25 protein-coding genes are annotated in these 24,954 nt (G+C 72.4%); 5 read left to right on the top strand and 20 right to left on the bottom strand.

Annotated elements, in window-relative coordinates:
• Positions 1-185: 185 nt before the first annotated feature.
• The gene (locus H299_RS0126740) at positions 186-1,889 is read left to right on the top strand and encodes an ATP-binding protein (protein ID WP_027750915.1); all 1,704 of its coding nucleotides are present in this window, start codon (positions 186-188) and stop codon (positions 1,887-1,889) included.
• Entirely contained in the window at positions 1,886-2,647 is a 762-nt protein-coding gene (locus tag H299_RS0126735; protein ID WP_027750914.1) for a response regulator, read from the top strand. The genes H299_RS0126740 and H299_RS0126735 overlap by 4 nt, the downstream gene beginning before the upstream one ends.
• A 157-nt stretch (positions 2,648-2,804) precedes the next feature.
• Here H299_RS0126735 and H299_RS0126730 read toward each other — a convergent pair whose 3' ends face one another.
• Positions 2,805-3,527 (bottom strand): hypothetical protein, encoded by a 723-nt coding sequence (locus H299_RS0126730; RefSeq protein WP_027750913.1) that lies wholly within the window; start codon positions 3,525-3,527, stop codon positions 2,805-2,807.
• Positions 3,528-3,770: 243 nt separating this feature from the next.
• A complete protein-coding gene (locus H299_RS0126725; protein WP_027750912.1) occupies positions 3,771-4,172 on the bottom strand; it encodes a Rid family hydrolase in 402 nt (133 codons plus the stop codon).
• Positions 4,173-4,269: 97 nt separating this feature from the next.
• Between H299_RS0126725 and H299_RS0126720 the strand changes: the two genes are divergently transcribed.
• The gene (locus tag H299_RS0126720) at positions 4,270-5,244 is read left to right on the top strand and encodes an HTH domain-containing protein (protein WP_027750911.1); all 975 of its coding nucleotides are present in this window, start codon (positions 4,270-4,272) and stop codon (positions 5,242-5,244) included.
• A gap of 101 nt (positions 5,245-5,345) precedes the next feature.
• Here the strand turns inward: H299_RS0126720 and H299_RS0126715 are convergent, their stop codons facing one another.
• The 15 genes from H299_RS0126715 to H299_RS0126645 form a co-directional block, all read right to left on the bottom strand.
• Positions 5,346-6,719 (bottom strand): amidohydrolase/deacetylase family metallohydrolase, encoded by a 1,374-nt coding sequence (locus H299_RS0126715; protein WP_027750910.1) that lies wholly within the window; start codon positions 6,717-6,719, stop codon positions 5,346-5,348.
• Between the two features lie 14 nt (positions 6,720-6,733).
• Positions 6,734-7,225: a RidA family protein gene (locus H299_RS0126710; RefSeq protein ID WP_027750909.1), complete on the bottom strand. Its 492-nt coding sequence runs from the start codon at positions 7,223-7,225 to the stop codon at positions 6,734-6,736.
• A 99-nt stretch (positions 7,226-7,324) separates the two neighbouring features.
• Positions 7,325-8,920 carry an aminotransferase class V-fold PLP-dependent enzyme gene (locus tag H299_RS0126705; protein ID WP_486587432.1) on the bottom strand — a complete coding sequence of 532 codons (1,596 nt, stop codon included), beginning with the start codon at positions 8,918-8,920 and terminating at the stop codon, positions 7,325-7,327.
• A 160-nt stretch (positions 8,921-9,080) separates the two neighbouring features.
• A complete protein-coding gene (locus H299_RS36485; protein ID WP_078513059.1) occupies positions 9,081-10,091 on the bottom strand; it encodes a LysR family transcriptional regulator in 1,011 nt (336 codons plus the stop codon).
• 130 nt (positions 10,092-10,221) lie between these two features.
• The gene (locus H299_RS0126695) at positions 10,222-10,584 is read right to left on the bottom strand and encodes a hypothetical protein (RefSeq protein WP_027750907.1); all 363 of its coding nucleotides are present in this window, start codon (positions 10,582-10,584) and stop codon (positions 10,222-10,224) included.
• Positions 10,556-11,353: an ABC transporter ATP-binding protein gene (locus H299_RS0126690; RefSeq protein WP_027750906.1), complete on the bottom strand. Its 798-nt coding sequence runs from the start codon at positions 11,351-11,353 to the stop codon at positions 10,556-10,558. Before H299_RS0126690 ends, H299_RS0126695 begins: the two co-directional genes overlap by 29 nt.
• Positions 11,350-12,264, bottom strand: a complete 915-nt coding sequence (locus H299_RS0126685; protein ID WP_078513058.1) for an ABC transporter permease — start codon at positions 12,262-12,264, stop codon at positions 11,350-11,352. The genes H299_RS0126690 and H299_RS0126685 overlap by 4 nt, the downstream gene beginning before the upstream one ends.
• Positions 12,261-13,103 carry an ABC transporter permease gene (locus tag H299_RS0126680; protein WP_486587431.1) on the bottom strand — a complete coding sequence of 281 codons (843 nt, stop codon included), beginning with the start codon at positions 13,101-13,103 and terminating at the stop codon, positions 12,261-12,263. The genes H299_RS0126685 and H299_RS0126680 overlap by 4 nt, the downstream gene beginning before the upstream one ends.
• Complete coding sequence (locus tag H299_RS0126675) at positions 13,100-14,233, bottom strand: NrtA/SsuA/CpmA family ABC transporter substrate-binding protein (RefSeq protein WP_051262868.1); 1,134 nt, start codon at positions 14,231-14,233, stop codon at positions 13,100-13,102. The genes H299_RS0126680 and H299_RS0126675 overlap by 4 nt, the downstream gene beginning before the upstream one ends.
• Before the next feature lie 3 nt (positions 14,234-14,236).
• Complete coding sequence (locus H299_RS36480) at positions 14,237-15,235, bottom strand: sugar kinase (RefSeq protein ID WP_051262867.1); 999 nt, start codon at positions 15,233-15,235, stop codon at positions 14,237-14,239.
• Between the two features lie 164 nt (positions 15,236-15,399).
• Positions 15,400-16,053 carry an RraA family protein gene (locus tag H299_RS0126665; protein ID WP_037760615.1) on the bottom strand — a complete coding sequence of 218 codons (654 nt, stop codon included), beginning with the start codon at positions 16,051-16,053 and terminating at the stop codon, positions 15,400-15,402.
• Positions 16,054-16,234: 181 nt separating this feature from the next.
• On the bottom strand, positions 16,235-17,248 hold the full coding sequence (locus H299_RS36475; protein WP_051262866.1) for a LysR family transcriptional regulator: 1,014 nt from the start codon (positions 17,246-17,248) through the stop codon (positions 16,235-16,237).
• A 96-nt stretch (positions 17,249-17,344) separates the two neighbouring features.
• On the bottom strand, positions 17,345-17,833 hold the full coding sequence (locus H299_RS0126655) for a 2,4'-dihydroxyacetophenone dioxygenase family protein (protein WP_027750901.1): 489 nt from the start codon (positions 17,831-17,833) through the stop codon (positions 17,345-17,347).
• 74 nt (positions 17,834-17,907) lie between these two features.
• The gene (locus H299_RS0126650; protein ID WP_199782505.1) at positions 17,908-18,636 is read right to left on the bottom strand and encodes an SDR family oxidoreductase; all 729 of its coding nucleotides are present in this window, start codon (positions 18,634-18,636) and stop codon (positions 17,908-17,910) included.
• A gap of 120 nt (positions 18,637-18,756) precedes the next feature.
• Positions 18,757-20,424 (bottom strand): FAD-binding protein, encoded by a 1,668-nt coding sequence (locus H299_RS0126645; protein WP_027750899.1) that lies wholly within the window; start codon positions 20,422-20,424, stop codon positions 18,757-18,759.
• A 192-nt stretch (positions 20,425-20,616) separates the two neighbouring features.
• Here H299_RS0126645 and H299_RS0126640 point away from each other — a divergent pair, with 192 nt between their 5' ends.
• A complete protein-coding gene (locus H299_RS0126640) occupies positions 20,617-21,342 on the top strand; it encodes a helix-turn-helix domain-containing protein (RefSeq protein WP_027750898.1) in 726 nt (241 codons plus the stop codon).
• 342 nt (positions 21,343-21,684) lie between these two features.
• Positions 21,685-23,121 (top strand): MFS transporter, encoded by a 1,437-nt coding sequence (locus tag H299_RS36470; protein ID WP_078513057.1) that lies wholly within the window; start codon positions 21,685-21,687, stop codon positions 23,119-23,121.
• A 53-nt stretch (positions 23,122-23,174) separates the two neighbouring features.
• Here the strand turns inward: H299_RS36470 and H299_RS0126630 are convergent, their stop codons facing one another.
• From H299_RS0126630 to H299_RS0126620, 3 genes are all read right to left on the bottom strand, one after another.
• A complete protein-coding gene (locus H299_RS0126630) occupies positions 23,175-23,642 on the bottom strand; it encodes a MarR family transcriptional regulator (protein WP_027750897.1) in 468 nt (155 codons plus the stop codon).
• A 107-nt stretch (positions 23,643-23,749) separates the two neighbouring features.
• Entirely contained in the window at positions 23,750-24,415 is a 666-nt protein-coding gene (locus H299_RS0126625; RefSeq protein WP_037760608.1) for a DsbA family oxidoreductase, read from the bottom strand.
• Positions 24,415-24,921 (bottom strand): nucleoside deaminase, encoded by a 507-nt coding sequence (locus H299_RS0126620; RefSeq protein ID WP_078513056.1) that lies wholly within the window; start codon positions 24,919-24,921, stop codon positions 24,415-24,417. The genes H299_RS0126625 and H299_RS0126620 overlap by 1 nt, the downstream gene beginning before the upstream one ends.
• Positions 24,922-24,954: the final 33 nt, after the last annotated feature.

Below are 24,954 nucleotides of genomic sequence, written 5' to 3'. Positions count from 1 at the left end.
GGGCACCGGCGGCCTGTCTTCCTTGCGGAACCAAGGGAGGTTGTGGTCTTTGCGGTCGCCGGGGGATCGCTGATTCGTTGCGAACGCGGCACATCCCTGTTCCTCCGCCGTGGACGGGCAGCATGATGGCGACCCGGCACACCCTCCCGCCCTGTCCCCGCCTCCCAGCCGAGATCGAGTCCGCCGTGGCACCCACCTTCCGCCGTCAGACCCTCGCGGGCGAGATGCTGGTCCTCCAGCTCGCCATCGTCGTGCTGGTCCTGCTCGCGGTCGCCGCCTTCTCGCTCGCCCAGTCCAAGGCCACCTTCAACCGCGTCGAGGGCCGCCGGGTCACCGCCCTGGCCGAACAGCTGGCCGCCACGCCACTGGTACGCGGCCAGCTGCTGAGCCCCCTGCCGCAGGAGGCCCTCGCCCCGCTGGTGAACTCCACGCAGGCCCAGTCCGGGGTCACCTCGGTCACCGTGGCCGACGCCGACGGCCGCGTCGTCAGCTCCACCGACCCCACGATGATCGGCACCCCGCTGCCGCGCGGCGACAGCGGCGCCGTGGGGCGCAGCTGGTCGGGAGCGCTGACGCTGAACGGCAGCCGCGAACTGGTCGCGCAGGTCCCGGTTTTCGGCGCCGCCCCGGAGAGCCTCGGCCGGTACCTCGGCACCGTGATGATCGGCGAGGCCGACCCGACGGTGTGGCAGCGCCTCGGCGGCGCCTCCTCGTACCTCCTCGCCTACCTCGGCATCGCCAGCGGCCTCGGCGTGGCGGGCTCCTGGCTGCTCGCGCGGCGCGTCAAGCGGCAGACCCTCGGGCTGGAGCCGCGCGAGATCGCCGGGCTCGCCGAGCACCGGGAGGCGATGCTGTACGGCATCGCCGAGGGCGTGGTCGCCCTCGATCCGCAGCACCGGCTCACGCTGGTCAACGAGGTGGGCCGGCGGCTGCTCGACCTGCCCGAGGACTGCGTGGGCCAGAGCCTGGACGGCCTCGGCGTCGACGGGCGGCTGCGCGACGTCCTGATCGGTGCGGGAGCGGGGGCGGACGCGGGAGCCGGAGCGGACGCCGAGGCGGAGGGCGCCGAGGCGGGCGCGGGCCGGGCCGTCCGGCGGGACGAGGTCGTCGTCCGCCACGGGCGGGTCCTGGTCATGAACCGCATGACCGTCACCAAGGACGGGCGCCTCCTCGGCTCGGTCACCACCTTGCGCGACCGCACCGAGCTGGCCCGTCTCGAACGGGAGCTGGTCTCCTTCCGCAGCACCTCCGAGCTGCTGCGTGCCCAGGCCCACGAGTTCGCCAACCAGCTGCACACCATCTCCGGGCTCATCCAGATCGGCGAGCAGGACGAGGTGGTGCCCTACATCCGCGCGCTCAACAAGCGGCGCCAGTGCCTGGACGTCGTCCTCAGCCGCCGGGTCCGCGACACCGCCGTCGCCGCGCTGCTGACGGCGAAGTCCTCCCTCGCGGCCGAACGCAGGGTCGACCTGCGCGTCTCGGACCGTACGGCGCTCGACCGGCTGGCCCCCGAGGACGCCGCCGACGTGGCGACCGTGGTCGGCAACCTCGTCGACAACGCCGTGGACGCCGCCGCGGCGCCCAGCGGCGCTCACGAGGCGTGGGTGGAGGTCGAGCTGCGGCAGGACGCCTCCAGCGTCGAGATCGTCGTCCGCGACTCCGGGCCCGGGGTGGCGCCCGAACTGGCCCGCGAGGTCTTCTCCCACGGCTTCACCACCAAGGCCGCCCGGCAGGGCGAGCGCGGCATCGGCCTGGCACTGACCCGGCTGGTCTGCGAACGCCACGGCGGCGAGATCTCGGTGGCCAACACCCCGGAGGGGGCCATGTTCACCGCACGCATGACCGTCAGCCATCTCACCGACGCAGTGGCGGAAGGAGCAGCACCATGACGGGTACGAGCGGCACGTCCGGAGCGAAAGGTACGGCGCACCCCCTCGGCGTGCTCGTGGTCGACGACGACTTCATGGTGGCCCGGGTACACCGCGCCTTCGTCGAACGCGTCGAGCCCTTCGGGGTCGTCGGGGTCGCCGGGACCGGGGAGCAGGCGCTCGCCGCTGTCGGGGAACTGCGCCCCCACCTCGTCCTCCTCGACCTGTACCTGCCGGACGTCTTCGGCCTCGACGTCATCCCCCGGCTGCGCGCCGCAGGCCACGACTGCGACGTCATGGTCATCAGCGCGGCCCGTGAGGCGGACGCGGTGCGGCACGCGGTGCGGCACGGCGTGGTCGACTACCTGCTCAAGCCGTTCGAGTTCGAGGACCTGCGGGTGAGGCTGGAGCGCTATGCCGTCCAGCGGGGACGGCTGCTCGGCACGGTGGTGCGAAGCCAGGCCGACGTGGACCGCGTACTGGCCGGAGCGGCCACGCCGGCCGCCGCCGTCCCTGCGCTGCCCAAGGGCATGAGCGTGGAGACCGCCGAACTGGTCGAGCGCGCCCTGCGGGAGGCCGACGGCACCCTGTCCGCCAGCGAGTGCGCGCGGCTGACGGGCATCTCCCGGGTCAGCGCCCGCCGCTACCTGGAGTACTTCCACACCGTCGGCAGCGCGGACGTCTCCCTGCGCTACGGCGTCGCGGGCCGGCCCGAGCGCCGCTACCGCTTCCTCGGCGCGGTCGCCGGACTGGCGCTCCCGCCTGCGGCCCGCCCGTGACGCGGCCCGTGACGCGGCCCTGGAGCCGGGCGAGGTGACGGGCGGCGCGGCCGGGCGCGCGGCGGGCGGCGGCGCCGGTGACGTCACCGACGTCCCGGACACCACCGCCCCGCCGCCTCCGCCGCCTACGACCCGCCGTGGGCCGGGCGGTCCGGCCTCACCTCAGGTGCCGGTCGTAGAACCGGAGCCCGTACTCCGCCTCGAACCACGGGGTGCCGAGATGCCCGCCCAGGTTGGCGTGCAGCGTCTTCTGCCTGCTGCCGAAGGCGTCGAACAGGTCCAGGGCGCGCTGCCGCGGGTTCCCCTCGTCGTCCCACTGGAGCAGGAACAGCAGCGGAACGGTGACCCGCCGGGCCTCCTCACGCTGGGCACGGGGCACGAATCCCCCGGCGAAGAGACCGGCCGCGGCGATGCGCGGCTCGGCCACCGCGAGGCGGATGCCGAGCGCGGCCCACCCCGAGTACCCGACCCCGCCGCCGATGTCGGGCAGCGCGAGGAGGGCGTCCAGCGCGGTCCGCCAGTCCGGGGCCGCCTTCTCGACCAGCGGGCCGACGAAGGACTCGAAGATCTCGTCGACGGGCCCGCCGTCCCGTAGTGCCCGGCGGATGTCGGCGCGGGCCTGCTCGTCGGCGGCGGAACGGGGCCGGTCACCGCACCCGGGGGCGTCGATGGAGGCCACCGCGTAGCCGTACGCCACGGTGTGCCGGGCACGGGCCGCCAGCCGTGCGTCGCTCCTGGGCAGGCCGTTGTTGTGAGCCATGAGGATCAGCGGCACCGGTGCGGCGCAGGCGGGTGTCCACAGGGTGCCGGGGATCTCGCCGAGGGTGAACTCGCGCTCGAGGCTGCCGTCCTCGAGGCGCTGTGCGGAAGTGAACTGCATGGTCGTGCCTTCCGGGAGTGCGCTGCAACGGCGCTCCCGGACGACCTACCGCCCGACCGTGACCCCGGAGGGGAGCACCCATGTCGATACTGCGTTCACGGGTACCACCTCCTCGTTCTCTCGCACGGCCTCCGGGACCGTAGCAGTGGCCGCAGCGGTCCGCCAGCGGGTTTCCGCGGCGGCACCGCCGGTCGGTGGCCGCCCCGGCACGGAGCCGGGGCAGCCGGCGTCGAAGAGGGCCGGTCAGGGGCGGACCGCGAGCGCCTCCACCTCGAACAGCACGTCCGGCGCGGCCAGGCTCGCGACGCCGATGAGAGTCTGCGTGGGCGGCTTCGCGCCCCAGCCCTCCTGCACGGCCCCGGCGATGGGCCCGAGCTTGCTGACGTCGTGGTCGACCACGTACGTCCTGAGCTGGACGACGTGGCTGAGGTCGAGCCCGTGGGCGGCGAGGGCGACGCCGATATTGTGGAACGTACGCTGCACCTGTGCGGTGAAGTCGTCCGAGACGACCGCGCCGTCCGGGCCCGATCCGTACTGGCCGGAGACCAGCACCAGTTCCGCCCCCGCAGGGACGGCGGCGGTGTGGCTGTAGCCGAACGGGACCGGGTCGTGCAGGCCGTCCGGGTTGACGATGGCGTGCGCCATGGGAAGCACCTCTCTTTGAGCGGGCGGGGTGTTTGTGCTGGTCAGCCTCTCAATGAATGACGACACGGACTGTCGTGTATTCGGCTAGGGTTTTCGTATGCGCGCCGACCGCCTGGTTTCGCTGGTGCTGCTGCTGCGGCAGCACGGCCGGCTGTCCGCGGCCACGCTGGCACGTAAGCTGGAGGTGTCCACCCGCACGGTGCTGCGGGACATCGAGGCGCTGTCCGCCGCGGGCGTCCCGGTCTACGCGGAGCGCGGCCGGCACGGCGGCTTCGCGCTGTTGCCCGGATTCCAGACCGAGCTGACCGGGCTGAACCACGACGAGGCGCTCGCCCTGCTGATCGTCGGATCTCGGCGCGGTGCGCAGGCGTTCGGCCTGGGTTCCGCGCTGGCCTCGGCCATGCGCAAGGTGGTCGACGCGCTGCCGGAGAGCTACCGGGTCATCGCCGCGGGGGCGGCGCAGCGGCTGCTCATCGACCCGGACACCGACCTCCTCTCGCGCCGCCTGGCCGCCGAGGAGCTGCCCGACGCCCTGCTGTCCGAGATCCGGGGGGCGGTGCTCGCCGGACACCGGCTGCGCATCCGCTACGAGGCGGTGGACCAGGCCCCGAAGTGGCGCACGGTGGACCCGGTCGGCCTGGTGACCGTCCGCGAGCAGGGCTATCTGCTGGCGACGAGGTCCGGCGAGGACCGCACCTACCGGCTGTCCCGGGTCCTGGCCGCCGAGGAACTGGCCGAGCCCGCGCAGCGACCGGAACGGGTCGACCTGGACCGGGCCTGGCGGGAGCGCAGCACCCGGTTCCGGGCCGGCGGGGAACAGGTCGCTGTGTTGGTACGGGTGGACCCGGCGCGGCGGGCGCAGCTGGTGGGCACCGCGCTGGCCGTCCGCAGCGAGGAGGCCGACGCGGACGGCTGGCCGCGGCTGGAGGTGACCTTCCAGGACGCGCGGCACGCCGAGTGGGCCCTGTGGCAGCTCGCCACGCATGCCGAAGCCCTGGCCCCGCAGTGGCTGCGTACCTCCCTGCGCGACCGCGCCGCCGCGCTCGCCGCCCGCTACGCCGGGTCGCCCTGACCCCGCGACGCCCGCCGCCGGGCCCGCGGCGACGCGGTGCCCGGCGGCGGAACGGAACGGCGGAACGCAACGGGGGTAACGGGGTTGCGGATCGGCGCCGCTCAGTGCCGGTGCTGCTGGGTCCCCCCTTCCTTGCTCGCGCCCGGCGTCCACTTCTGCGCCGCCCTGCCGTTGAGGTCCCAGACCACCTTGCCCGCGCGTACGGTCAGTTCGGTGGTCAGCTTCCGGGAGCCGTCCAGGCGGAAGCCGAAGCTGTCCACGTACCCGAACCGGCCCTTGTCGAGGGAGAACACCGCGAGGTCGGCGGGTGAGCCCACCGAGAGGTTCCCCAGGTCGGGCCGCTGGATGGCCTGCGCGGGCTTCCAGGTCGAGGCGGCGACGACGTCCTTGAGCGGCATGTCCAGCGCGAGGAACTTCGACATCAGGTTGGACATGTCCTTCATGCCCGAGTTCATGCTGGAGATGTGCAGGTCGGTGGAGATGGCGTCGGGGGTGAAGCCCTCCTCCATGGCCGGGACCGCGACGTTCCAGTCGAAGCTGCCGCCGCCGTGGCCGACGTCGAAGAGTATTCCGCGGTCGCGTCCCTGCTGGAGCGCCGGGTTGATCTTTCCGTCCTCGCCCAGTTCGCCGCGCAGCCCGGAGTAGGCGTGCGAGTAGATGTCGCCGGGGCGCAGTTTCTCGTTGAGCAGGGTCTTCAGGGGGCGTTCGGGGTGGTTGGCGCCGAAGTCGACCATCGCCGGGACGCCCGCGTCCTCGCCCGCCCGCACGGTGTTCTCGACGGGTACCCAGTCCTTCCCCTCGTAGTGCGCCGTCTTGATGCCGACGATCGTCTCCGGGTGCTTCCGGGCCATCTCGGCGGCCGCGCCCGGGTTCATGTCGCTGACGTCCTGCTCCGCCTCGTGGCCCGCCATGCCCTTGCGGACGATGTTGAGGAAGGCGAGCACGCGGGTCTCGGAGCGGTCGATGATCTTCTTCTTGAACAGTTCGAAGTTGGCCGCCCCGGAGGAGCCGGTGTCCACCGCGGTGGTGACGCCGGAGCGGAAGGTGAAGCCGTCGGGCGCCACGCCGTTCTTGCCGTTGGCGTAGTCGTCCTCCGGCCCCGGGAAGAGGTGGGCGTGCAGGTCGATCAGGCCCGGGGTGACGTACTCGCCGGCCGCGTTGACGGTCTTCTTCGCCGCCGAGGCGTCGATGCGCTTCGCCACCTTGGCGATCTTCCCGTCCTTGACGGCGACGTCACGCACGCCGTCGAGGCCGTTCTTCGGGTCGATGACGTGGCCGCGCCGGATGACGAGGTCGTACGCCTCGGCGGGGCCCGCGTCCGCCGCGGCCGTGGCCGTCGCGTTCACGTTCGCGTTCGCGTTCGCGTTCGCGGAGCCCGGTGCGCCGGCGGGGAGGGCGGCGCCGGTGGCGGCGCCGAGTACCAGGGTGAGCGCGGCCGGCAGGATGAACCGGCGGGCTCTGTCTCTCGGGGGCATGCGGGACTCCAATCTCAGATGACGGCGATGCAGTCGATCTCGACCAGTGAGTCGCCGGGGATGCCCGCGGCGGCGGCGATGGTGGTGCGTACGCCGGGCTCGCGGCCCCAGCGGCCGAGGAAGACCTCGTTCATGCCGTCGTAGTCGTCCAGCGTGTCGAGGTAGACGTTGACCTTGAGGACCTTCGCCATGGAGGAGCCCACGGATTCGAGGTAGCGCTCGACCTCGTTCAGGACGTGGTCGGTGTGCTCGCGGATGCCGCCCTCGAAGTGGGCGCCGATCCCGGAGATGAAGACCATGTTCCCGTAGGTCACGATCGGGCTGAACAGCGGGTTCTCCGGCGGCTGCGAGCCGTCGGGGTAGTGGACCTCCTTCTTCGGCCGGTGCGGGCGGCCGTGCCCGGCCTCGGCGGCGTTGGCGCTCCCGGCGCCTGCCACCACCGGTACGGCGGCGACGGCCGCCACGGCGGGGGCCTTGCGGATGAAGTCCCGTCGGTTCGAGGACACGCTTCCTCCAGTGCTGGGTTCACGTACAGGGGTTTGGGCGGTTTGGTCGGTGCATGACATGCACGGCCCGTGCATGACGGGGGTGACGCGCGCCGCCGGTCAGGACTTCCGGGTGGCGGACCAGGTCGCCTTGAGGTACTCGCCCATGTCGAGACGGCCGCTGATCCGGTCGCCGTCGACCGTGCCGGTGAAGGTGTAGTTGAGGGAGTCCCCGTGCTCCTCGCCGTAGACGGTCCGCACCGTCACCTCGGTGCCGCTGACGCTGCCGCGCGCGATGCGGGTGACGTACTCGCCGGTGTGGCTGCCGGTGACGGCGCCGTCGGCGTCCTGGCTCAGCTCCAGCTCGTGCGCGGTCGAGGTGCTCGCGGCGAACTTGATCGTGACCGCCCAGGTGCCGCCGACCTCCACGGCGGGCGGCTTGGGCTTCGGCGGCGGCGGGGGCGGGTCCTTCAGGAGCCGTACGACCGCGTCGCCGATGGTCTTCTCGTCGCCCCGCTCCAGCATGTAGGGGGTGACGGACAGGCCGGTCTGCCCGGGGGCGCCGCCGCCCGCGGCGTTGATGGCGATGCGCGGCTCGCCCTCGTAGAGCGTGTCCACGAGGGTCTGCCCCGTGACGCCGAGCTTCTCGGCGTCCCAGCGGACGGTCAGCGTCGGCGTCCGGTTGGACAGCCCCTCGGGCTGCGTGATCTCGGTGCTGACGCCCTTGACGGAGGAGACGCGGCGGGCGATGGACTTCAGCCACGAGGTCCATCTCGCGTACTCGGCCTTGTGGTCGCGCCGCGTCCACATCTCCACGGCCGCGAGCATCCCCATCGCGTCCTCCTTGCCGACCTTGAACCCGCGGGCGAACCCGTGGTGCGGCGCGCTGTGCACCCAGGCGGCCCGCACGAGGTCCTCGCGGCCCAGGAGTATCCCGGCCGACTGCGGGCCGCGCATCGCCTTGCCGCCGCTGTACGCCACCAGGTCGGCGCCGCGCCGGAGGTGCACGTTCGGGATGGTGAGGATCTCCGCGGCGGCGTCGACGAGCACGGGTACGCCCGCGGCGTGGGCGAGTTCGGCGATCGTCCGGGTGTCCAGCTCGCTCTTGTCCACCCGGGGCATGGCGAAGATGTAGACGAGCGCCGTCTGCGGCCCGAGCGCCGCCTTCAGCTCCTCGCGCGTCTCCACCTCGACCACCTTGAGGCCGACCATGCTGATGGCCGCCTCGTACACGTTGCGCGAGTGCTTCGGGATGATCGCCTCGGTCTTGCCGAAGCCGGTGAGGTCCGGGACCTGGATGTGCAGATCGGGGTTCCCGCCCATCGCGCACGCCGCGGCGGCGTGGCCCAGCGCGGCCGAGCACCCCGAACTGACCATCCCGAACTCGGACTTGGTCAGCTCGCCGAGCCGCCGTCCGACGCCGTCGGCCAGCTCGTCCATCTGCACGTACGAGCGGGCGGCCTCGTCTATGGCGTCCCGTACCTGGGGCAGCATCAGGGAACCGCTGAGGACGGTGTAGGTGCCGCGCCCGTTGATCAGCGGGCGGACGCCGATCTCCTTGTAGCCGCTGGTCCTCCCGCCCTTGCCGCTGCCGGGGCCGTTGGTTCTGCCCGCCGCCATGGCCTCGCCCGCCAGCAGCGGCCCCAGGGCGAAGGCCCCGCCCGCGGCTGCGCCCCGACCGAGCATCGCGCGGCGAGAAACTGCGTTCGTCGCCATACCTGCTCCTCATCACCTCGTGGGTTTGTTGTGCGGATCACGCTAGGGAGGGCGGGGCCGGGCGTTAAGCGCGTCGTTCTTATGCGGCTATTCGCAACTCGGATGCCGCTCGGCAGGGCTCGGCCCCGTCCCTCCGCCCGTCATTTCTGACGGATCGTCATCACATAGGCTGGCGCTGCGCGTTCGAATCCGGCACCACGGCCAGAGGGTCCGGGGCCGCGTCCGGGGCCGCCGGTTCCAGGGACAGGCGGCGGGTCCCCTCCGGCACGTCGGACGCCTCGATCTCCCGCAGCAGCGTGCGCGCGGCCGGTGACAGCGGGCTGGTCGTGCTCCAGTGCACGGCGACCCGACGGCCGCAGGGGACGTCGAGCTTGCGGGCCACCACCCCGGCCGTGTCGGCGGTGGCGACCGCCAGGAGGTTGGTGACCCCGACGCCGAGCCCGCTGCGTACCAGCGAGATGAGGGTCTGCGGCTGGTTCGTCGCCTGCACCGCGTTCGGTTCCAGGCCGCGCTCGCGGAAGGCGCGGTAGGTCTCGAAGCCCATCGCCTCCGGCGAGCCGAGCCGCCCGATGGTGATGATCGGGTGCTCGGCCACCGCCGCGACCGGCAGCGGCTCAGGCAGCGAGGCCAGCGGGTGGTCGGGGCGGTGCACGACGATCAGCCCCTCCCACCACAGCGGGCGGTACTCGACCGAGGGGCCGGTCGGCGGCGACATGGGGCGCAGGCAGATGTCCACCTCCCCCGCGGCCAGCGCCCGGTCCAGCTCCAGAGTGGAGCGCTCCACCAGAACCACCTTCATGGCGGGGCGGGTTCGCGCCATCCGCTCCAGCAGCTGCGGCACGAACGCCACGCTGGCGCTCGGATAACTGCCCAGGGCCACCATCCCCAGGGCAGCTCCGCGGTAGCCGGCCATGGCCGCCTCCGCGCCGGAGAGCTGCCGCAGGATGGTGCGGGCGTGGTCGGCGAGCACCGCACCCGCGTCGGTGAGCGACACGGGGCGGTGGTCGCGGTCGAAGAGCAGTACGCCTGCCTCCCTCTCCAGGGCGGCCACGTGCATGCTCACCCTCGGCTGGGAGCGATGGATGACCTCGGCCGCGGCACTGAAGCTTCCTGTGTCCACGACGCTGAGGAACGATACGAGCCACTCGAGACGCAGATCGGTACGGAGCATGCGTCCCGTCTACCGGGGGCCCGAGCGGCGGACAATCCCGGCTCGCGATTCGGAGGGGGGCCGATCCGCATTCCGAATACCCGCATCCCGGCGGGCCGCGCCCACGGCCCGTACGCCGCACGCCGGTTGCTCACCCCGGGGAGCCGCCTCCCTTCGGTGCCTCGATGCTCTCGACCCAGTACCAGCGGGCGAGCGCGTCGACTCCGGCGGGCGCCACGCTGCGCAGATGCACCACGTGCCCGTCGGTGCCCGCGATGCGGCCGTGCTTCTGGAGTTGCAGGATGTGGTACCGCTCCGGTGCGAAGCCCAGCTCGACCTCGACGGAGAACCGGCCGCGCTGGTCCCGCTCGGCCCCGACGCCGGGGCCCGCCTTCCCGTCGGCCTGCACGGTCAGCCAGATCTGGTACGCGGCCACGAGCAGGATCACCACCGCGATCTTGCGGAGCGTGGGGCTCTTCGCGGCCCTACGCGGAAGCGACAACTGGGTCGGCATCGTCCCCATCTCCCGCCAGCAGCTCGTTGACCCGGTTCGCGGTACGGCGGAAGTCCGCCAGCTCGCCCGTCTCCTGCCAGGTACGCGGCCGTGGCAGCCGTACGTCGACGATCTCCCGCACCCGACTGGGCCGGTTGGAGAGGACCACGATCCGGTCGGAGAGGAACACCGCCTCGTCCACGTCGTGGGTGACGAAGAAGACCGTCGGCCGCCGTTTCTCGAAGATCTCCATCAGGTTCTCCTGGAGCTTGCGGCGCGTCTGCGCGTCGATGCTGGCGAACGGCTCGTCCATGAGCATCACGGCGGGCTCGTTGGCCAGCACCCGGGCCACGCCGAGGCGCTGCTGCATGCCGCCGGACAGCTCGTGCGGATACCGGTGGCCGAAGCCGTCGAGCCCGACCAGGTCCAGGAACTCCTTTCCCCTGGCGGTGCGTTCGGCGCGCGGCACGCCGCGCATGCGCAGCCCGAAGACCACGTTGCCCAGCACCGTCTTCCACGGGAAGAGCGCGTGGCTCTGGAAGACGACGCCCCGGTCCGGGCCCGGCCCGTCGACCGGGCGGCCGTCCACGACGACCGTGCCGCCGCTCTTGCGTACGAAGCCGGCCACGATGTTGAGGACGGTGGTCTTGCCGCAGCCGCTGGGCCCCAGCACGGAGACGAACTCCCCCTGCTCCACCGCGAAGGAGACCTCGTCGATGGCCGTGACCTCCTCACCGCTGTAGGAGTCGGTATAGGCCTTGTGCAGTCGGTCGATCTCGAGCGCGGTCATCCGTCGTCCTCCATCGTGCGTACCATCCCCCAGCGTTCGACGGTCGCCCGCTCGAACGGGGCCAGAATCAGGGCGTCGAGCGCGTACCAGAGCACGCCGAGCACCGCCATGCCCAGGAACACCTGGCTGATGTCGCCCGACCGGCGGGCGTCGAACATCATGAAGCCGACGCCGCTGGTGCCGACGATGATCTCGGCGGCCACCAGGGCCCGCCAGCCGTAGCCGAGCCCGGTGCGGATGCCGCCGGCCACCGAGGGCAGCGCCCCGGGCACGATCACCTCCAGGAACACCCGCCACCGCCCGGCGCCCATGCTGCGCGCCGCCCGGATCAGTTCGCGCGGCACCTGCTCGACACCGGCGACGACGCTGAGCATCAGCGGGAAGACGATCGTGTAGGCAAGGACGAAGGTCACCGAGGTCAGGCTGAAGCCGAACCACACGATGACGATCGGCAGCCACGCGATGTCCGCGATGGCCTGGAAGAACAGCAGGATCGGCCAGCAGAAGCGGCGCAGCCAGCCGATCATCGCCACGGCGAAGCCCAGCGGCAGCCCGATGAGCAGGCCGAAGCCGACGCCGTAGGACAGCCGCGTGAGCGAGTCGGAGAGATAGCCGGGCAGGATGCCCTTCTCCACCATCTCGCCGAGCTTGTCGACCACGGCGGGCGGGCCGACGAAGAAGGACTCCGGGAACACCTCGAGCGCGGCGAGCAGCCACCACAGGGCGATCACCGGCACGAAGGGGCCGAGCGTACGGAAGGTGCCGCTGCGGGTGCACCGCAGCCACAGGCGCCGGGCCGCTCCCGGGCCGGAGCCGGTGCCCCGGCCCCTGCCCCCGTACTTGCCGGCGCCCTTCCCGGCGCCCTTGCGCGTGCCGCGCCGCGCGTCCTTCGGGGTGGTCACCGACGTCATGAGTCCCGCCCTCCCGTCATGCCCCAGCGTTCGACGGTGCGGCGCTCCAGCGGGGCCAGCATGAGCCGGTCCATCAGCAGCCACAGCACGCCGATGATCACCATGGAGGCGATGATCACGTCTGTCTGGAAGTACTTCTGCGCCTGGAAGAGGGAGTAGCCCAGGCCCGCGCTGCCCGCGATGATCTCGGCGGCGACCAGGCCGCGCCAGCCGTAGCCCAGGCCGACCCGCAGGCCGGTGACAATGCTGGGCAGGGCGCCCGGCAGCAGGATCTCCCAGAACATCCGGAGCCTGCCGGTGCCCATGCTGCGCGCGGCGCGCAGCAGCGGGGTGGGGATCTGCCGGACGCCGAGCATCGCGTTGTAGGTCAGCGCGAAGAACATCGCGTTCCACACGATGAAGATCACCGCGCGGTCGCCGTACCCGAACCACAGGGTGGCGACCGGAATCCAGGCGATCCCCGCGAGCGCCACCGAGAAGCGCAGCAGCGGGGTGAAGAACGCGGAGAGGGCGGAGCTGGCGCCCAGTGCGATGCCGAACGGCAGCGCCGTGACCAGCGCGAGCACCATCCCGATGCCCATCCGCCGCAGGCTGGCGCCCAGATGGCGGACGAGGTCCCCGTCGGCCCACATCTCGCCCAGCGCCCCGGCCACGTCGGTGACCTGCGGGAAGGTCCGCATGGGCACACCGGAGACGGCGACCACGGCGGCCCAGGCCGCCACCAGCGCCAGCAGCGGCCCGCCGAACCACAGGGCGGAGGAGAGCCGTCCGGCGGCACGGGAGCGGGGGCCGCGCCGGGGCGGTCGGCGCGGGATCGCCTTGAGGGGCGGCGCCGTCACGAGGGGCACGCCTTCGTGGCGCTCTTGCGGTCGAAGGTGTAGCCGTCGTCGATCACGGCGGAGCCCGGTACGGGGGGCAGGTCGGTGAAGAGCTTGGTGTGCTTGTCCATCACCTTGAGGAGGGGAGCGGGCTGGAAGTACTTGTTCACGTCGAAGCCGGGCTTGGTGTTGCCCTGTTCGGCCAGCAGCCGGGCGAGGGTGTCCAGCGCGAGGTAGTTGCAGGTGGAGAAGCGCGGGTCGAGCTGCTTGACGTTGTGCTTCATCGACTCCTGGGCGACCGACTCCTTGGTGCCGGGCAGCCAGCGGGTCGCCGAGTTGGCGGCGCGCTCAGGGTTCTCGCGCATCCACTGGTCCGTCGTGGCCCGCGCGGTCAGGAAGCGTTCGACGATGTCGGGGTGTTCGGCGGCGTACTTGCGGGTGGTCACGATGTAGCCCACGAAGGGGATGTGGCCGCCGCCGCGCAGCACCTCCTCGGCGCCGTCGACCTGCTGGGTGATCTGGATGGGGAAGGGGTCCCAGACGATGGCGACGTCGATGCCGCCGGTCTTCAGGGCCACCGCCATGTCCGGGGGTTCGGTGTTGACGACCTTGACGTCGCCCGCCTTGAGCCCGGCCTTCTGCAACAGGCCCAGCAGGTAGAGGTGGTTGATGGACCCCTCGGAGACGCCGACGCGCTTGCCGCGCAGGGTCTTGAGGTCGTCACCGTCCACCCCGGAGTCGGCTCCCGCCACCACGGCCATCGTCTCGTCGATGCTCTGCTTGCTGGCGGAGCCGGTGTAGTTGCCCACCAGGGCGAGGTCGATGCCCTTCTGCGCGGCGGCGATGGCGGGCGTGCCGACCTGTACGAAGTCGACCTCGCCGGCCTGGAGCGCGTTGAGCGCGTCGACGCCGGTGGGGAAGGGGTCGCTGAGCTTCACGTTCAGGTTCTGCTCGTCGAAGTGGCCCGCCTCCAGCCCGGCCGGCAGGCCGGTCTGGTCGATCGCGGACACGTATCCGGCCTTGACCTTGGTGAAGGCGGGGGCGTCGCCGCCGGACACGTCGTCGTCGACGGTGGTCCCGCCGGAACACCCGGCGAGCAGCAGGATGCCCGAACAGGCCGCCACCACGATGTGGCGTTTCGCGCGCAACATGACTCAACTCCTGATCGGTGTGGACTGTCTGACGGTGCGTCGGCCGCCTGCGAGCGCCGCGTCCACGGCGTCGCGGCCGGGGATCGGGGTGACCGCGCCGGGCCCGGTGGTGGTCAGCGCCGCCGCGACCGCCGCGTGGCGGGCGGCGTCCGGCGCGGGCATGCCCTCCAGCAGCCGGGCCGCGAAGGCACCGTCGAAGGTGTCGCCCGCCCCGGTGGCGTCCACCGCCTCCACGGGGTACGGCGCGATGTGTGTGACCGTGCCCTCGTGGGCCAGCAGCGCCCCCTGGGCGCCCATCTTCAGCACCACGGTCGAGGGGCCGCGCCGTACGAAGGCGGCGAGCACGTCCTCGGCGTCGTACTCGCCGGTGAGCAGCCGGCCCTCCCCCAGGTTGGGCAGGGCCAGGTCGCACAGCTCGACGCTGCGCATGACCACGGCGCGGGCGCGCTCGGCGGGCCACAGGGCGGGCCGGAGGTTGGGGTCGTAGCTGATCAGCGTCCCGGCGGCGCGGGCCAGTTCCATGGCGTGGAAGGTGGCGTCGCAGGCGCTGGTGCTGATGGCCTGGGTGATGCCGCTGAGGTGGATCAGGCGGGCCTGCCGTACGGCGTCGGCCGGGATGTCGGCGGGGGCCAGCCTGCTGGCGGCGGAGTGGGCGCGGTAGTAGGTGAACCTGCTCTCGGTGGGTGAGCGGGAGATGAAGTAGATGCCGGTGCGCCCGCCGGGCTCGCGGACCACGTGCGTGGTGCCGACCCCCTCCCGCTCCCACAGGCTGAGCAGCGCCGCGCCGAAGTCGTCGTCCCCGACCCGGGTGACGTAGCCGGTGCGGGCGCCGGAGCGGCGGGCGGCTATCGCGAAGTTGGAGGTGTCGCCGCCGTATCCGACGGCGAAGGCGTCCGCCTCCCGGACCGGCTGCGGCCCGCCGGTGCCCTCGGTGCCGGGGGTGCCGGGGGTGCCGGCGTTGAACTCGAGGAGCGGTTCTCCGACCGCGAGGATGTCCGCCACGGCTAGGTCCTCTCGTTGGGATCTTGTCGGGTAAGGGAGCGGGGTCTGGTGGTGTGGCTCGCAAGGCGGAGGAGGGAGTCGACGCGGAGCGTCGGCGACTGACGACAACGCAGCGAGGTGCGCCGCCAGGGCACGCGAGCCCGGCAAGATCCCAACGAGAGGACCTAGATCCGGTGGTACTTCTCGAGGCCGCTGGCGAGCGAACCCGATTCGAGTATCAGCGCGGTCTGCTGCCGCTCCCGCTCCTCGATCTGCTGCGCCATCTCCAGCACGGTGCCGACGTCTTCCGCCGGTACGCACACCACCCCGTCCGTGTCGGCCACGATGAGGTCGCCGGGGCGGATGGTCACGCCGCCCAGCTCCACCGCCTCGTTGAGGGACACCGTGCGATAGCGGCCCACGGTCGTGGCGGGCACGCGCCCCCGGGCGTACACGGGGAGTCCGGGGTAGTCGCGGCGGATCTCCTCGACGTCGCGCACGCCCCCGTCCAGGACCGCGCCGGCGATCCCGTTGGCCACGGCACCCGCCGACATCAGGCCACCCCAGACGGCGACGTCCGCGCCCCCGGCGGCGATGCAGATGACGCTGCCGGGCTCCGACTCGTCGATGGCGCGCAGCGCGTGGGCGGGCGGAACCGGGTCCGGGGAGGGCACCTCGAGGACCGTGACCGCGGGGCCGACGAGCTTGCCGGGGAGCATCTGCCGGATGCTGCCGGACAGGTAGCCGCGGCGGCCCGTCTGCTCCACCGCGTCGGCCACCGAGGCGGTGGTGACGGCACGGAATGCCCGGATGGTCTCGCCGGGAATTATCGTGGTCATTTCGTGTGGGCTCCGTTCTATGCTGGCAGCACATGCCAGAACGCGTTTCTGGAACTACTCGGTCGACCCCGTTCTTTCGGTCAGGAAAACCGTAGGGGTGGAATGGAGGAGCGGTTAAGTACCGGGCTCGAATGCGGGTATTCCAGAAGCGGATGGGGCCGGGTGCGGCGGGGCGGGCGCCCTAACCGGAGGAGGGCAGCGGCTCCGCGGCGGTGCCGCGCGGCTGGGGCTGCGACACCGGCTGCGACGTCGGCTGCGGCTCCGGCTGCGGCCATGGCCAGGTGGGCGGTTCGAGCTTGCTCAGGCAGTCCCGTACGGCCTCGACCGCCGGCGAGGGGCCCTCGTTCATCCGCCACCAGGCGGCGACGACGCGCTGGCAGCCCGCGTCCACGAGCGGGACGAGCGAGACACCGTCGGTGTTGGCGGTGGTCATGGCGAGGGCGTTGGTGACGCCGACGCCCAGCCCGTGGCGGACGAGGCAGATCAGCGTCTGCGGCTGGTTGGTGCGTTCGCTGATGACCGGGTGCAGGCCCAGGTTGGCGAAGGCGAGGTTGGTCTCGTACTGGCGGCTGTGCCCGTCGTCGCTCTCGCCGATGCTGATCACCGGCAGCCGGGCGGCCTCCGCCAGCGTCACCCCCTCCGCCCCGGCGAGCGGATGGTCGGTGCGGACCACGGCGACCAGCGGCTCACGCCACAGCACCTGGCTGGTCACCCGGTGTGAGTTGACCAGCGGGTGCAGCGGGCGCACGGCCAGGTCGACGCCCCCGTCCACCAACTGCTCGCCCAACTCCAGGCTGGGGCCCTCGTGCAGGACGAGGCGCACCTGCGGATGGGCCGAGCGCAGCGCCCGGACCATCCGCGGGTAGAGGTACGCGGCGGCGCTCGGGTAGCAGCCGAGCCGTACCGTGCCGCGCACGGTGCCGTCGGCGGTCTCGGCCAGCAGGTCCAGGCGCCGGATGATCTCCTCGGCGTGGGGCAGGAGTCCGCGGCCCTCGGGGGTGAGGATCGAGGGCTGCACCGAGCGGTCCACCAGCCGCCAGCCCACGAGCCGCTCCAGGGCGGCGACGTGGCTGCTGACCCGCGGCTGGGAGCGGTAGAGGGACTTGGCGGCGGCGGAGAAGCTGCCGTGGCGGGCCACGGCGACGAAGCTGGTGATCCAGTCGATGCGGTAGTGATGCACGCTGCTGAGGTCCATGCCGTCCTCCGATCATCGAGATCGACTAGGACGATACCTGCGGCGAACCGGAAGGAATACCCTTTGGCATCCGCCTCCCTGAGCCGCTGCCTCGCATTACCGGATGAACTGGTCTGTGTAGTCGGCACCGAGCCCGTTCTTCGCGTAATGGGACCGGCACATACCGATCTTCGTAAAGGTGTCTTCGTAGCCGGTCTGCACGCCGTTCTCGTCCACGTACGCCATGGCGCCGGTGATGTTGAAGAATGTGATCATCTCGGAGCAGTCGGGCGGCACCTCCAGCGTGTGGATCTCCCCGGGCGGCTCGTACACGAAGTGCCCGGCCTCGGCGACCCAGTCGTGCTCGTGGTACTGCCACCGGCCCTTGATCACGTAGCCGAAGACGACTCCCGGGTGCCGGTGCCGGGAGACGACACCGGCGGCGGTCACCTTCAGCAGGTTGCACCACTGGCCGGTCACGGTGTTGAACATCAGCGGCCGGAACCAGACGTTCGGCGCCTGCGGCACCCAGACCCGGTCGTCCTCGGGCAGCGCGGCTACGGCGATCTCCGGCGGCACGGCGGAGGAGGTGGGGATGACGGCCATGGGCGGGGTCCTTTCCTGCGGTTCGCGGTTCGCGGTTCGCTGGGTGGCGAGGGCGGTGGCAGGGGCGGTGCGGTTCACGCGGCCAGATAGCCGCCGTCGACGGCCAGCACGGCCCCGGTGATGAAGGCCGCGTCGGGACCCGCCAGGAAGGACACGGCCCCGGCGATGTCCGCGGGCGTGCCCCAGCGGCCCATCGGTGTGCGGTCGACGATGCGCTTGCTGCTCTCGGCGCTCTCGTGCAGTTCGCTGGTCAGTCCGGTGCGAATCCAGCCGGGCGCGACGGCGTTCACCCGGATTCCCTGATCCGCCCAGGCGACCGCGAGGGACTTGGTGAGCTGCATGACCCCGCCCTTGCTGGCGCTGTACGCGGGCACCCGCCCGCCGCCGAAGAAGCTCAGCATGGAGGCGATGTTGACGATGCAGCCGCCGGAGCCGGCCAACGCCTCGCGGGCGGCGACGCAGGAGCGCATCGTGCCGTTCAGGTTGACCCCGACGACGTCGGCGAAGACCTCGGGTTCGAACTCCCTCCCGCGGGCGATGACGCCGGCTGCGTTGATCAGGACGTGCAGCTGATCGAACTCGGCGAGGAAGGCGTGGAGTTCGCCGTTCCGCCGGATGTCGAGCGGTACGGCGCGCACCTGGGCGGGCAGGTCGTCCGCGGCGCGTTCCGCGTCCAGCCCCGCGACGACGACGTCGTCCCCGTCCGCGGCGAACCGCCCCGCGATCGCGGCGCCGATCCCGCCGGTTCCGCCGGTCACCACCACGGTTCGTCCGCCGGGCCCCGCCACGCGGTCATCCTGCACAGCCGTCTCCTCCGGTTTCGACGCGGATGCGATGCACCTGATTGAACACAGGGGCGGAACGGACGTCAGCTCTCATCCGGGAGGGGAATGAGGGCCATTCGGATAGCCCCGCCCGTGACCTCAGTCCGCGTCCGGCAGGCGTACGGACTGGGCGTGGCGGAAGACGTCGCCCGGGTCGTAGCGCGCCTTCGCCCGCTGCAACCGGGCGTAGCCGCCCTTGTAGTAGAGGTCGTGCCAGGGGACGCCGGAGCTGTTCCACTCGGGGTCCCCGAGGTCGATGTCCGGGTAGTTGATGTAGCAGCCGTCGGTGATCTCGCCGGGGACGGGGACGCCGCCCGTCTCGGCGTAGACGTCGCGGTAGATGCCGCGTATCCAGGCGAGTTTCGCGGCCTCCTCGGCCCCTTCCCGCCAGTACGCCTGGTACTGGAGCTTGAGCACCGAGTCGCGCTGCGGTACGGCGGTCGCGTCCGGCGCCACCGCGTTGACCTGGCCGCCGTACGAGTCGACCTGGAGCAGCGCGCCGGTCAGCTTCGTCTCGGTGAGGTTCCGGTAGACGGCCGCGATCTGCCCGTCGGGGAAGCCCTTGCGCAGGTACGCCGACTTGTAGTCGCCGCGCCCGCCCCAGCCGCTGCCGGAGTGCGCACGGGTCGCGGCGAGCCACGACTGCTTCTGCGCGGCGAAGAGTTCCGGTCTCGCCCGCAGCTCGCCCGCGCGCCGCGCCATCGGCCGCGGCTGCCCCAGCCCGGCGCCGATCGCGGCGAGGTACTCCTCCAGCAGCCGCGCCGCGTCGGGCCGGGTGGCGTCCAGCTGCGTCGACAGGGAGATCTCCCCGCTCGCCGCCGTACTGAGCACCAGCATGCTGAACAGGCCCGCGTACGGCGAGCCGGGGGCGCTGTGCTCCTCGTGGAAGGCGCCGTAGTTCCGCAGGAGCATGCGGAAGCGGGCCTCGGTGAGGTCGCTCCAGGGCCAGGACTGGGAGTGGACGTAGACCTGGCCGGGCGGCCTGGGCAGCTGCTCCTCGGGCGCGAGGTCCCCGGTGCCCGGGGTGCGCAGGAAGTACCGGGTGACGACGCCGAAGCTGCCGCCGCCGCCACCGGTGTGCGCCCACCACAGCTCGCGGTGCGGGTCGTTCTCCTCACGGGTGGCGAGCACGGCGCGGGCCCGGCCGTCGCCGTCCACCACGACGACCTCGACGGCGTAGAGGTGGTCGACGGTCAGCCCGGCCTGGCGGCACAGCATCCCGTAGCCGCCGCCGCAGATGTGCCCGCCCGCGCCGACGGAACCGCAGGTGCCGCCGGGGACGGTCACGCCCCACACGCGGTACAGCTCCTGGTAGACCTCCCAGAGCGTGCAGCCCGCGTCGACGGCGAAGGCGCGGAGCTTCGCGTCGTACGAGACGGAGTTCATGGCCGACATGTCGATGACGACCTCGGCCTTCGGGTGGAAGACGAAGGCCTCGTAGCAGTGGCCGCCGCTGCGCACCGCGACGCGCTTCTTGGCCCGTACGGCGTCCTGGACCGCGCCGACGGCCTGCTCGGTGTCCAGCACCATGCGGACGGCCCCGGGGCTGCCGCGCCAGCGGCCGTTGCTGCCGGAGACCAGGTCGGGGTAGCGGGCGTCGCCGGGGGTCACCGTCACGGCCGGGCCGGCGGGGCTGGAGGGACCGAAGCGGCCGGACGCGGGTCCGCCGGCGGTCGCGGGGGCGGCGAGCGGGCCGAGGCCGGCCGCCGCCGCGCCGCCGAGCGCCGCGCTGCCCAGCAGGACTTTTCGGCGTGAGACGTGGTCCATGCGAGGTACTCCCGTCAGAGCATGAGGGGGCAGGGCATGGACTGATGCTGTTCCCGCGATTACGGCGTGTACATGCCGGGATGCCGATGCGGGTATCCGGTTCCCGAATAGTCGGCGGCACGGCCTTCCGTCCCGGCAGCCGCGCGCGCAGTTCCTACTATGGGTGCGGAGTCGACAGAAGGGACCTCGCCCATGAGCACGCGGGACACCGGAGCAGGCACCAAGGGCTCACGTCCGCGCCGCATGGGCCGACCACCCATGGCCGACCGGGAGACGATCATCGCCGCGGCGCTCGGCATCGGGTTCGCCCGGCTGACGATGCCGGCCGTCGCCGAGCGCCTCGGCATCTCCCACTCGACGCTCTACCGGTACTTCCCCAGCCGCGACGCCCTCGCCGCGGCCGCCGCCGACCACGCCGTCGACGCGATCGAGTGGCCGGAGCCGGGCGAGGACTGGCGGGCCTTCCTCACCGCGACGGCGTGGGCGCACTGGCAGCTGTTCGCCACCCGCCCCGGGCTGGCGCAGGAGATCACCGCGCTGCGGCTCACCGGCCCCGGGCTGGTGGGGCGCGAGAACCGGACGGGGGTCGCGCTGCTGGGCTACGGGTTCTCGGCCGAGGACTCCGTCCTGATCATGGACATGCTCGCAGAGCTGGTCACGCAGGCGTTCCTCGCCGTCCTTCCGCAGGGGAGCGGCGACGCCGGGCCCGGTGACGGGGCCGGGTCCGATGCCGCCGACGAGGCCGCCGGCGCCATCGCGGCGGTCCACCGGCGCCGCCGCGAACTGATCGGCCCGTGGATGCACACCTTCGACCCGCGGCTGCGCGATGTCCTGGCCGACGCCGTCGCGGGCCCGCCCGCGGACTGGTTCGAGCGCAAGCTCGGCCTCTTCCTGGACGGGGTCGCCGGCCGCCGCTGAGCTGGTTCCGCTCACCCTCGAGTCCCTCCGGGATCAGGGCTCGGCAACTTTCCGACAGCGTGTTATAAAGTAAGAGCAATACGGTGGCCGACCCGTACTCCCCCGGTGCGGGCGGCCACCGGCCACCTGCCTGCACAGGGCCCGGCGCGGGCCGCTGACGACCTTGACCGTCGCAGCGGACCGGAGGGGATCGACCGGGAGCGCCGCCTGCCCACCGCCGTCCGGCGGGCTCCGCGGTGACCTCCCTCGATCCGACGCGCCTCCCGGCCCTCTGCCGGGAGCCCCCCTTCGGCGCGCCCGTACCAGCCGATCAGGCACGCCGCCCAACCTGAGCGAGGACCGATGTCACACTCCGATGTCCGCAAATCCGGAGCAGAGCAGCCGTTGCCCGACGAGGGCGATCCCCGGCGCTGGCGGGCGCTGTGGATCATCGTCGCGGCCCAACTGCTGGTCGTGCTCGACGCCTCGGTGGTCAACATCGCCCTGCCGTCGGCGCAGTCGGCGCTGGAGATGTCGGACTCCAGCCGCCAATGGGTGGTCACCGCCTACTCGTTGACCTTCGGCGGGTTCCTCCTGCTCGGCGGGCGGGTGGGCGACCTCCAGGGGCGCAAGAAGCTCTTCATCGCCGGACTGGTCGGCTTCGCCGTGGCGTCCGCGGTCGGCGGCTTCGCCGTGAACGAGGCCATGCTGCTGCTCGCCCGCGCCGCCCAGGGCGTGGCCGCCGCCTTCCTGGCACCGGCCGCGCTGGCCCTGCTGACCACCCTCTTCACCTCGGACGCCGAACGCGCCAAGGCCTTCGGCATCTTCGGCGCCGCGGTCGGCACCGGCGGCGTGGTGGGCATGATCCTCGGCGGGGTGCTCACCGAGTACCTCTCGTGGCGCTGGTGCCTCTGGTTCAACGTTCCGGTGGTGCTGCTGCTCATCGGCCCGGCGCTGCGCGGGCTCACCGAGAGCAAGGGCGCCGCGTCCTCCCGGCTCGACCTGCCCGGGACGCTGACCGCGACGCTCGGCGTCGGATCGCTGATCTACGGCATCTCGGAGGCCGTGGAGGACGGCTGGCTGGGCACGAGCACTCTGGTGTTCGGCGGCGCCGGACTGCTCGTCCTCGCCCTCTTCGTCTGGATCGAGCACCGGTCGGCGGAGCCGATGATGCCGCTGCGCATCGTGCTGCACCGGGTGCGCGGCGGCGGCTACCTCGTCGTGGTCCTCATCGCGAGCGGGCTCTACGCGTACTACCTCTTCCTCACCTACTTCCTCCAACTCGTCAAGGGATACTCGGCGTTGATGACCGGCCTGGCCTTCGTGCCCATCGGCGCCGGCATCCTCTTCGGCTCCATCGCGACGGGCAAGGCGCTCGCCGGGCTGAGCGCGCGCACCGTGATGACCGGCGGCCTCCTGCTCAGCGCCGCCGGATGCGCCCTGACCGGCACCATCGAGCCGGACACCGGCTTCTGGACCGTCCTGTTCCCCTCGCAGCTCCTGATCGGCCTCGGCATCGGCGCGGCGCTGACGACGGTCATGCGGCTCACGCTGGACGGCGTGGCGCCGGAGGAGAGCGGAGTGGCCAGCGCCCTGACCAACGCGACCCGGGAGATCGGCGGCGCGATCGGCATCTCGGTGCTCAACGTGGTCGCGATCTTCGTCACCGACGGAGGCAGCGGCAAGGGAGCCGTCACGGACGGCTACGCGGCGGCGTTCCTGGGCGGTGCCGGGCTGCTGCTGCTGGCGACCCTGATCGTCCTCGTCATGGGCCGTACGCGGCCCGCCACCGCCGCGTAACGGCGGCACCCGGCGCCGGGCCGGGCCGGGGCGCCCGAAGCGGGGCGCCCCGGTCAGCCCGCGGCGCGCAGGGCGTCGACGATGCCGCGCGGGCGGGCGTCCTGCGCGGCGGCGTCCTGCGCGGCCGAGTCCAGCGCGGCGGAGAGCGCCTCGGCGTAGGTGGCGCGGGCGTCCTCGTACCGCTTGCGCCCCGCCTCGGTGACGACGGCGTAGACGCCGCGCCGGTCGTCCGGGCACAGGTCCTTGTACGCGAACCCGGCCGTCTCCAGCCGCCCGACCAGCCTGGTCACCGAACTCTGCCCGAGCCCGATGCCGTCGGCCAGCTCCTGCATGCGCCGCTCGCTGTCGGGGGCCTGGTACAGCTTCTCCAGGGCGAGGTACTCCGACAGGCCGATCCCGTGCCGCCGCTGCATCACGTGCGCCAGCTCCCGTTCGACGCGCGCGTAGAGGCTCTGGACGCGGTCCCACATCGCGACGTCGGCGGAGAGGGACGGGGTGCGGGGGGCGGTGGTGGGCGGCATGGGAGTTCCTCCTCCGGTGGATGCTGCATGGTAAAGATACATGCTCATGCAACCATTACGCCCTCGCCGGTCTTCCCCCCGCCCCCGCCGCCTCGGCATCCGCCGTCTCAGCATCCGTCGATTCCGCAGACCGCGCCGTACACCGGCACCTGCTCGGCCCCCGCGGCCTGGACCTCCAGCACCGCGCGCCGCAGCTCGGCCGGCTGCGGGGCGCCGACGAGCCGGTGGGTGCCGCCGACCAGGATCGTCGGCGCGGCGGAGACCCCGTGCGCGGCGGCCTCCAGCAGCGCCCTGCGGTGCGCCTCGGTGTACGCGCCGGAGGTCAGCGCTTCGGTGAACTCCCCCGCGTCCAGGCCGAGTTCACCGGCAAGCTCGGCCAGCACCGACACCTGGCCGATGTCCCGGTCCTCCTGGAAGAAGGCGCGGAAGACGCGGCTGTTGTACCGCTCGGCCAGGCCGCGTTCGGCGGCGAAGCGGTACCCCTCGAAGGCGAGCCGGGTGTACGGCTGCGGCGAGACGGTCGGCAGGGTGAGTTCGACGCCCAGCCTGCGGGCCATCGGGTAGACCGCGCGCTGCCAGATCGCCGGCAGGTAGTCGTCCTCCGGGCGGAGCGTGGCCTGCGGGTAGGGGCGCAGCTCGAAAGGCATCCACTCGATCTCCACGTCGAGCCCCGCGGTGCCCTCGCGCAGCGGCTCCTCGGCCAGCATGCAGAACGGGCAGACGTAGTCGGACCACACCTGAATCCTTACGGGGGCGGCTTGCTGAGGGGTCATCAGATCTGTCCGTTCTGCTCGAGGTGGTCGATGAAGGGCTGCTCGGCGCCGGGCACGGGCAGGGCGGTGACGGTGAGCGGCCAGGAGGCCGGGTCCTGGGCGAAGGCGGCGTACGTGCCCCGGTAGTCGAAGCCGTAGCGGGCGGCGGTGTGCCGGTCGGCGGCATGGACGATGTGGGCGATGCCGAAGTGCCGTGCGGCCAGGTAGCACAGGCCGCAGGGCTCTCCGGAGGCGATCAGCACCGCCCCGGCGGTGGCGTACAGGCCGTGCCGCGCGGCGGCCTGCCGCAGGGCGACGACCTCCGCGTGGGCGGTGGCGTCCCGCTCCTCGCGGACCCGGTTGACGCCCTCGCCCAGGACCCGTCCCTCGCGGAGCACCAGCCCGGCGAAGGGGATGCCGCCTTCGGCGACCCGCGCCCGGCTCAGCTCCACGGACTGCTGGACGAACGGGGCCAGGGCTGCCCGCTCCTCCTCCGAGACGGTGCGCTGCGCTGTGGCGCGGCTCATGCGGCGGCGGGGGTGGTGGTCGTGGTCATGGGG

Source organism: Streptomyces sp. CNH287 (genome assembly GCF_000424825.1).
The sequence above is the reverse complement of the archived record's forward strand: the minus strand, read 5'-3'. Positions and strand labels throughout refer to the sequence as shown.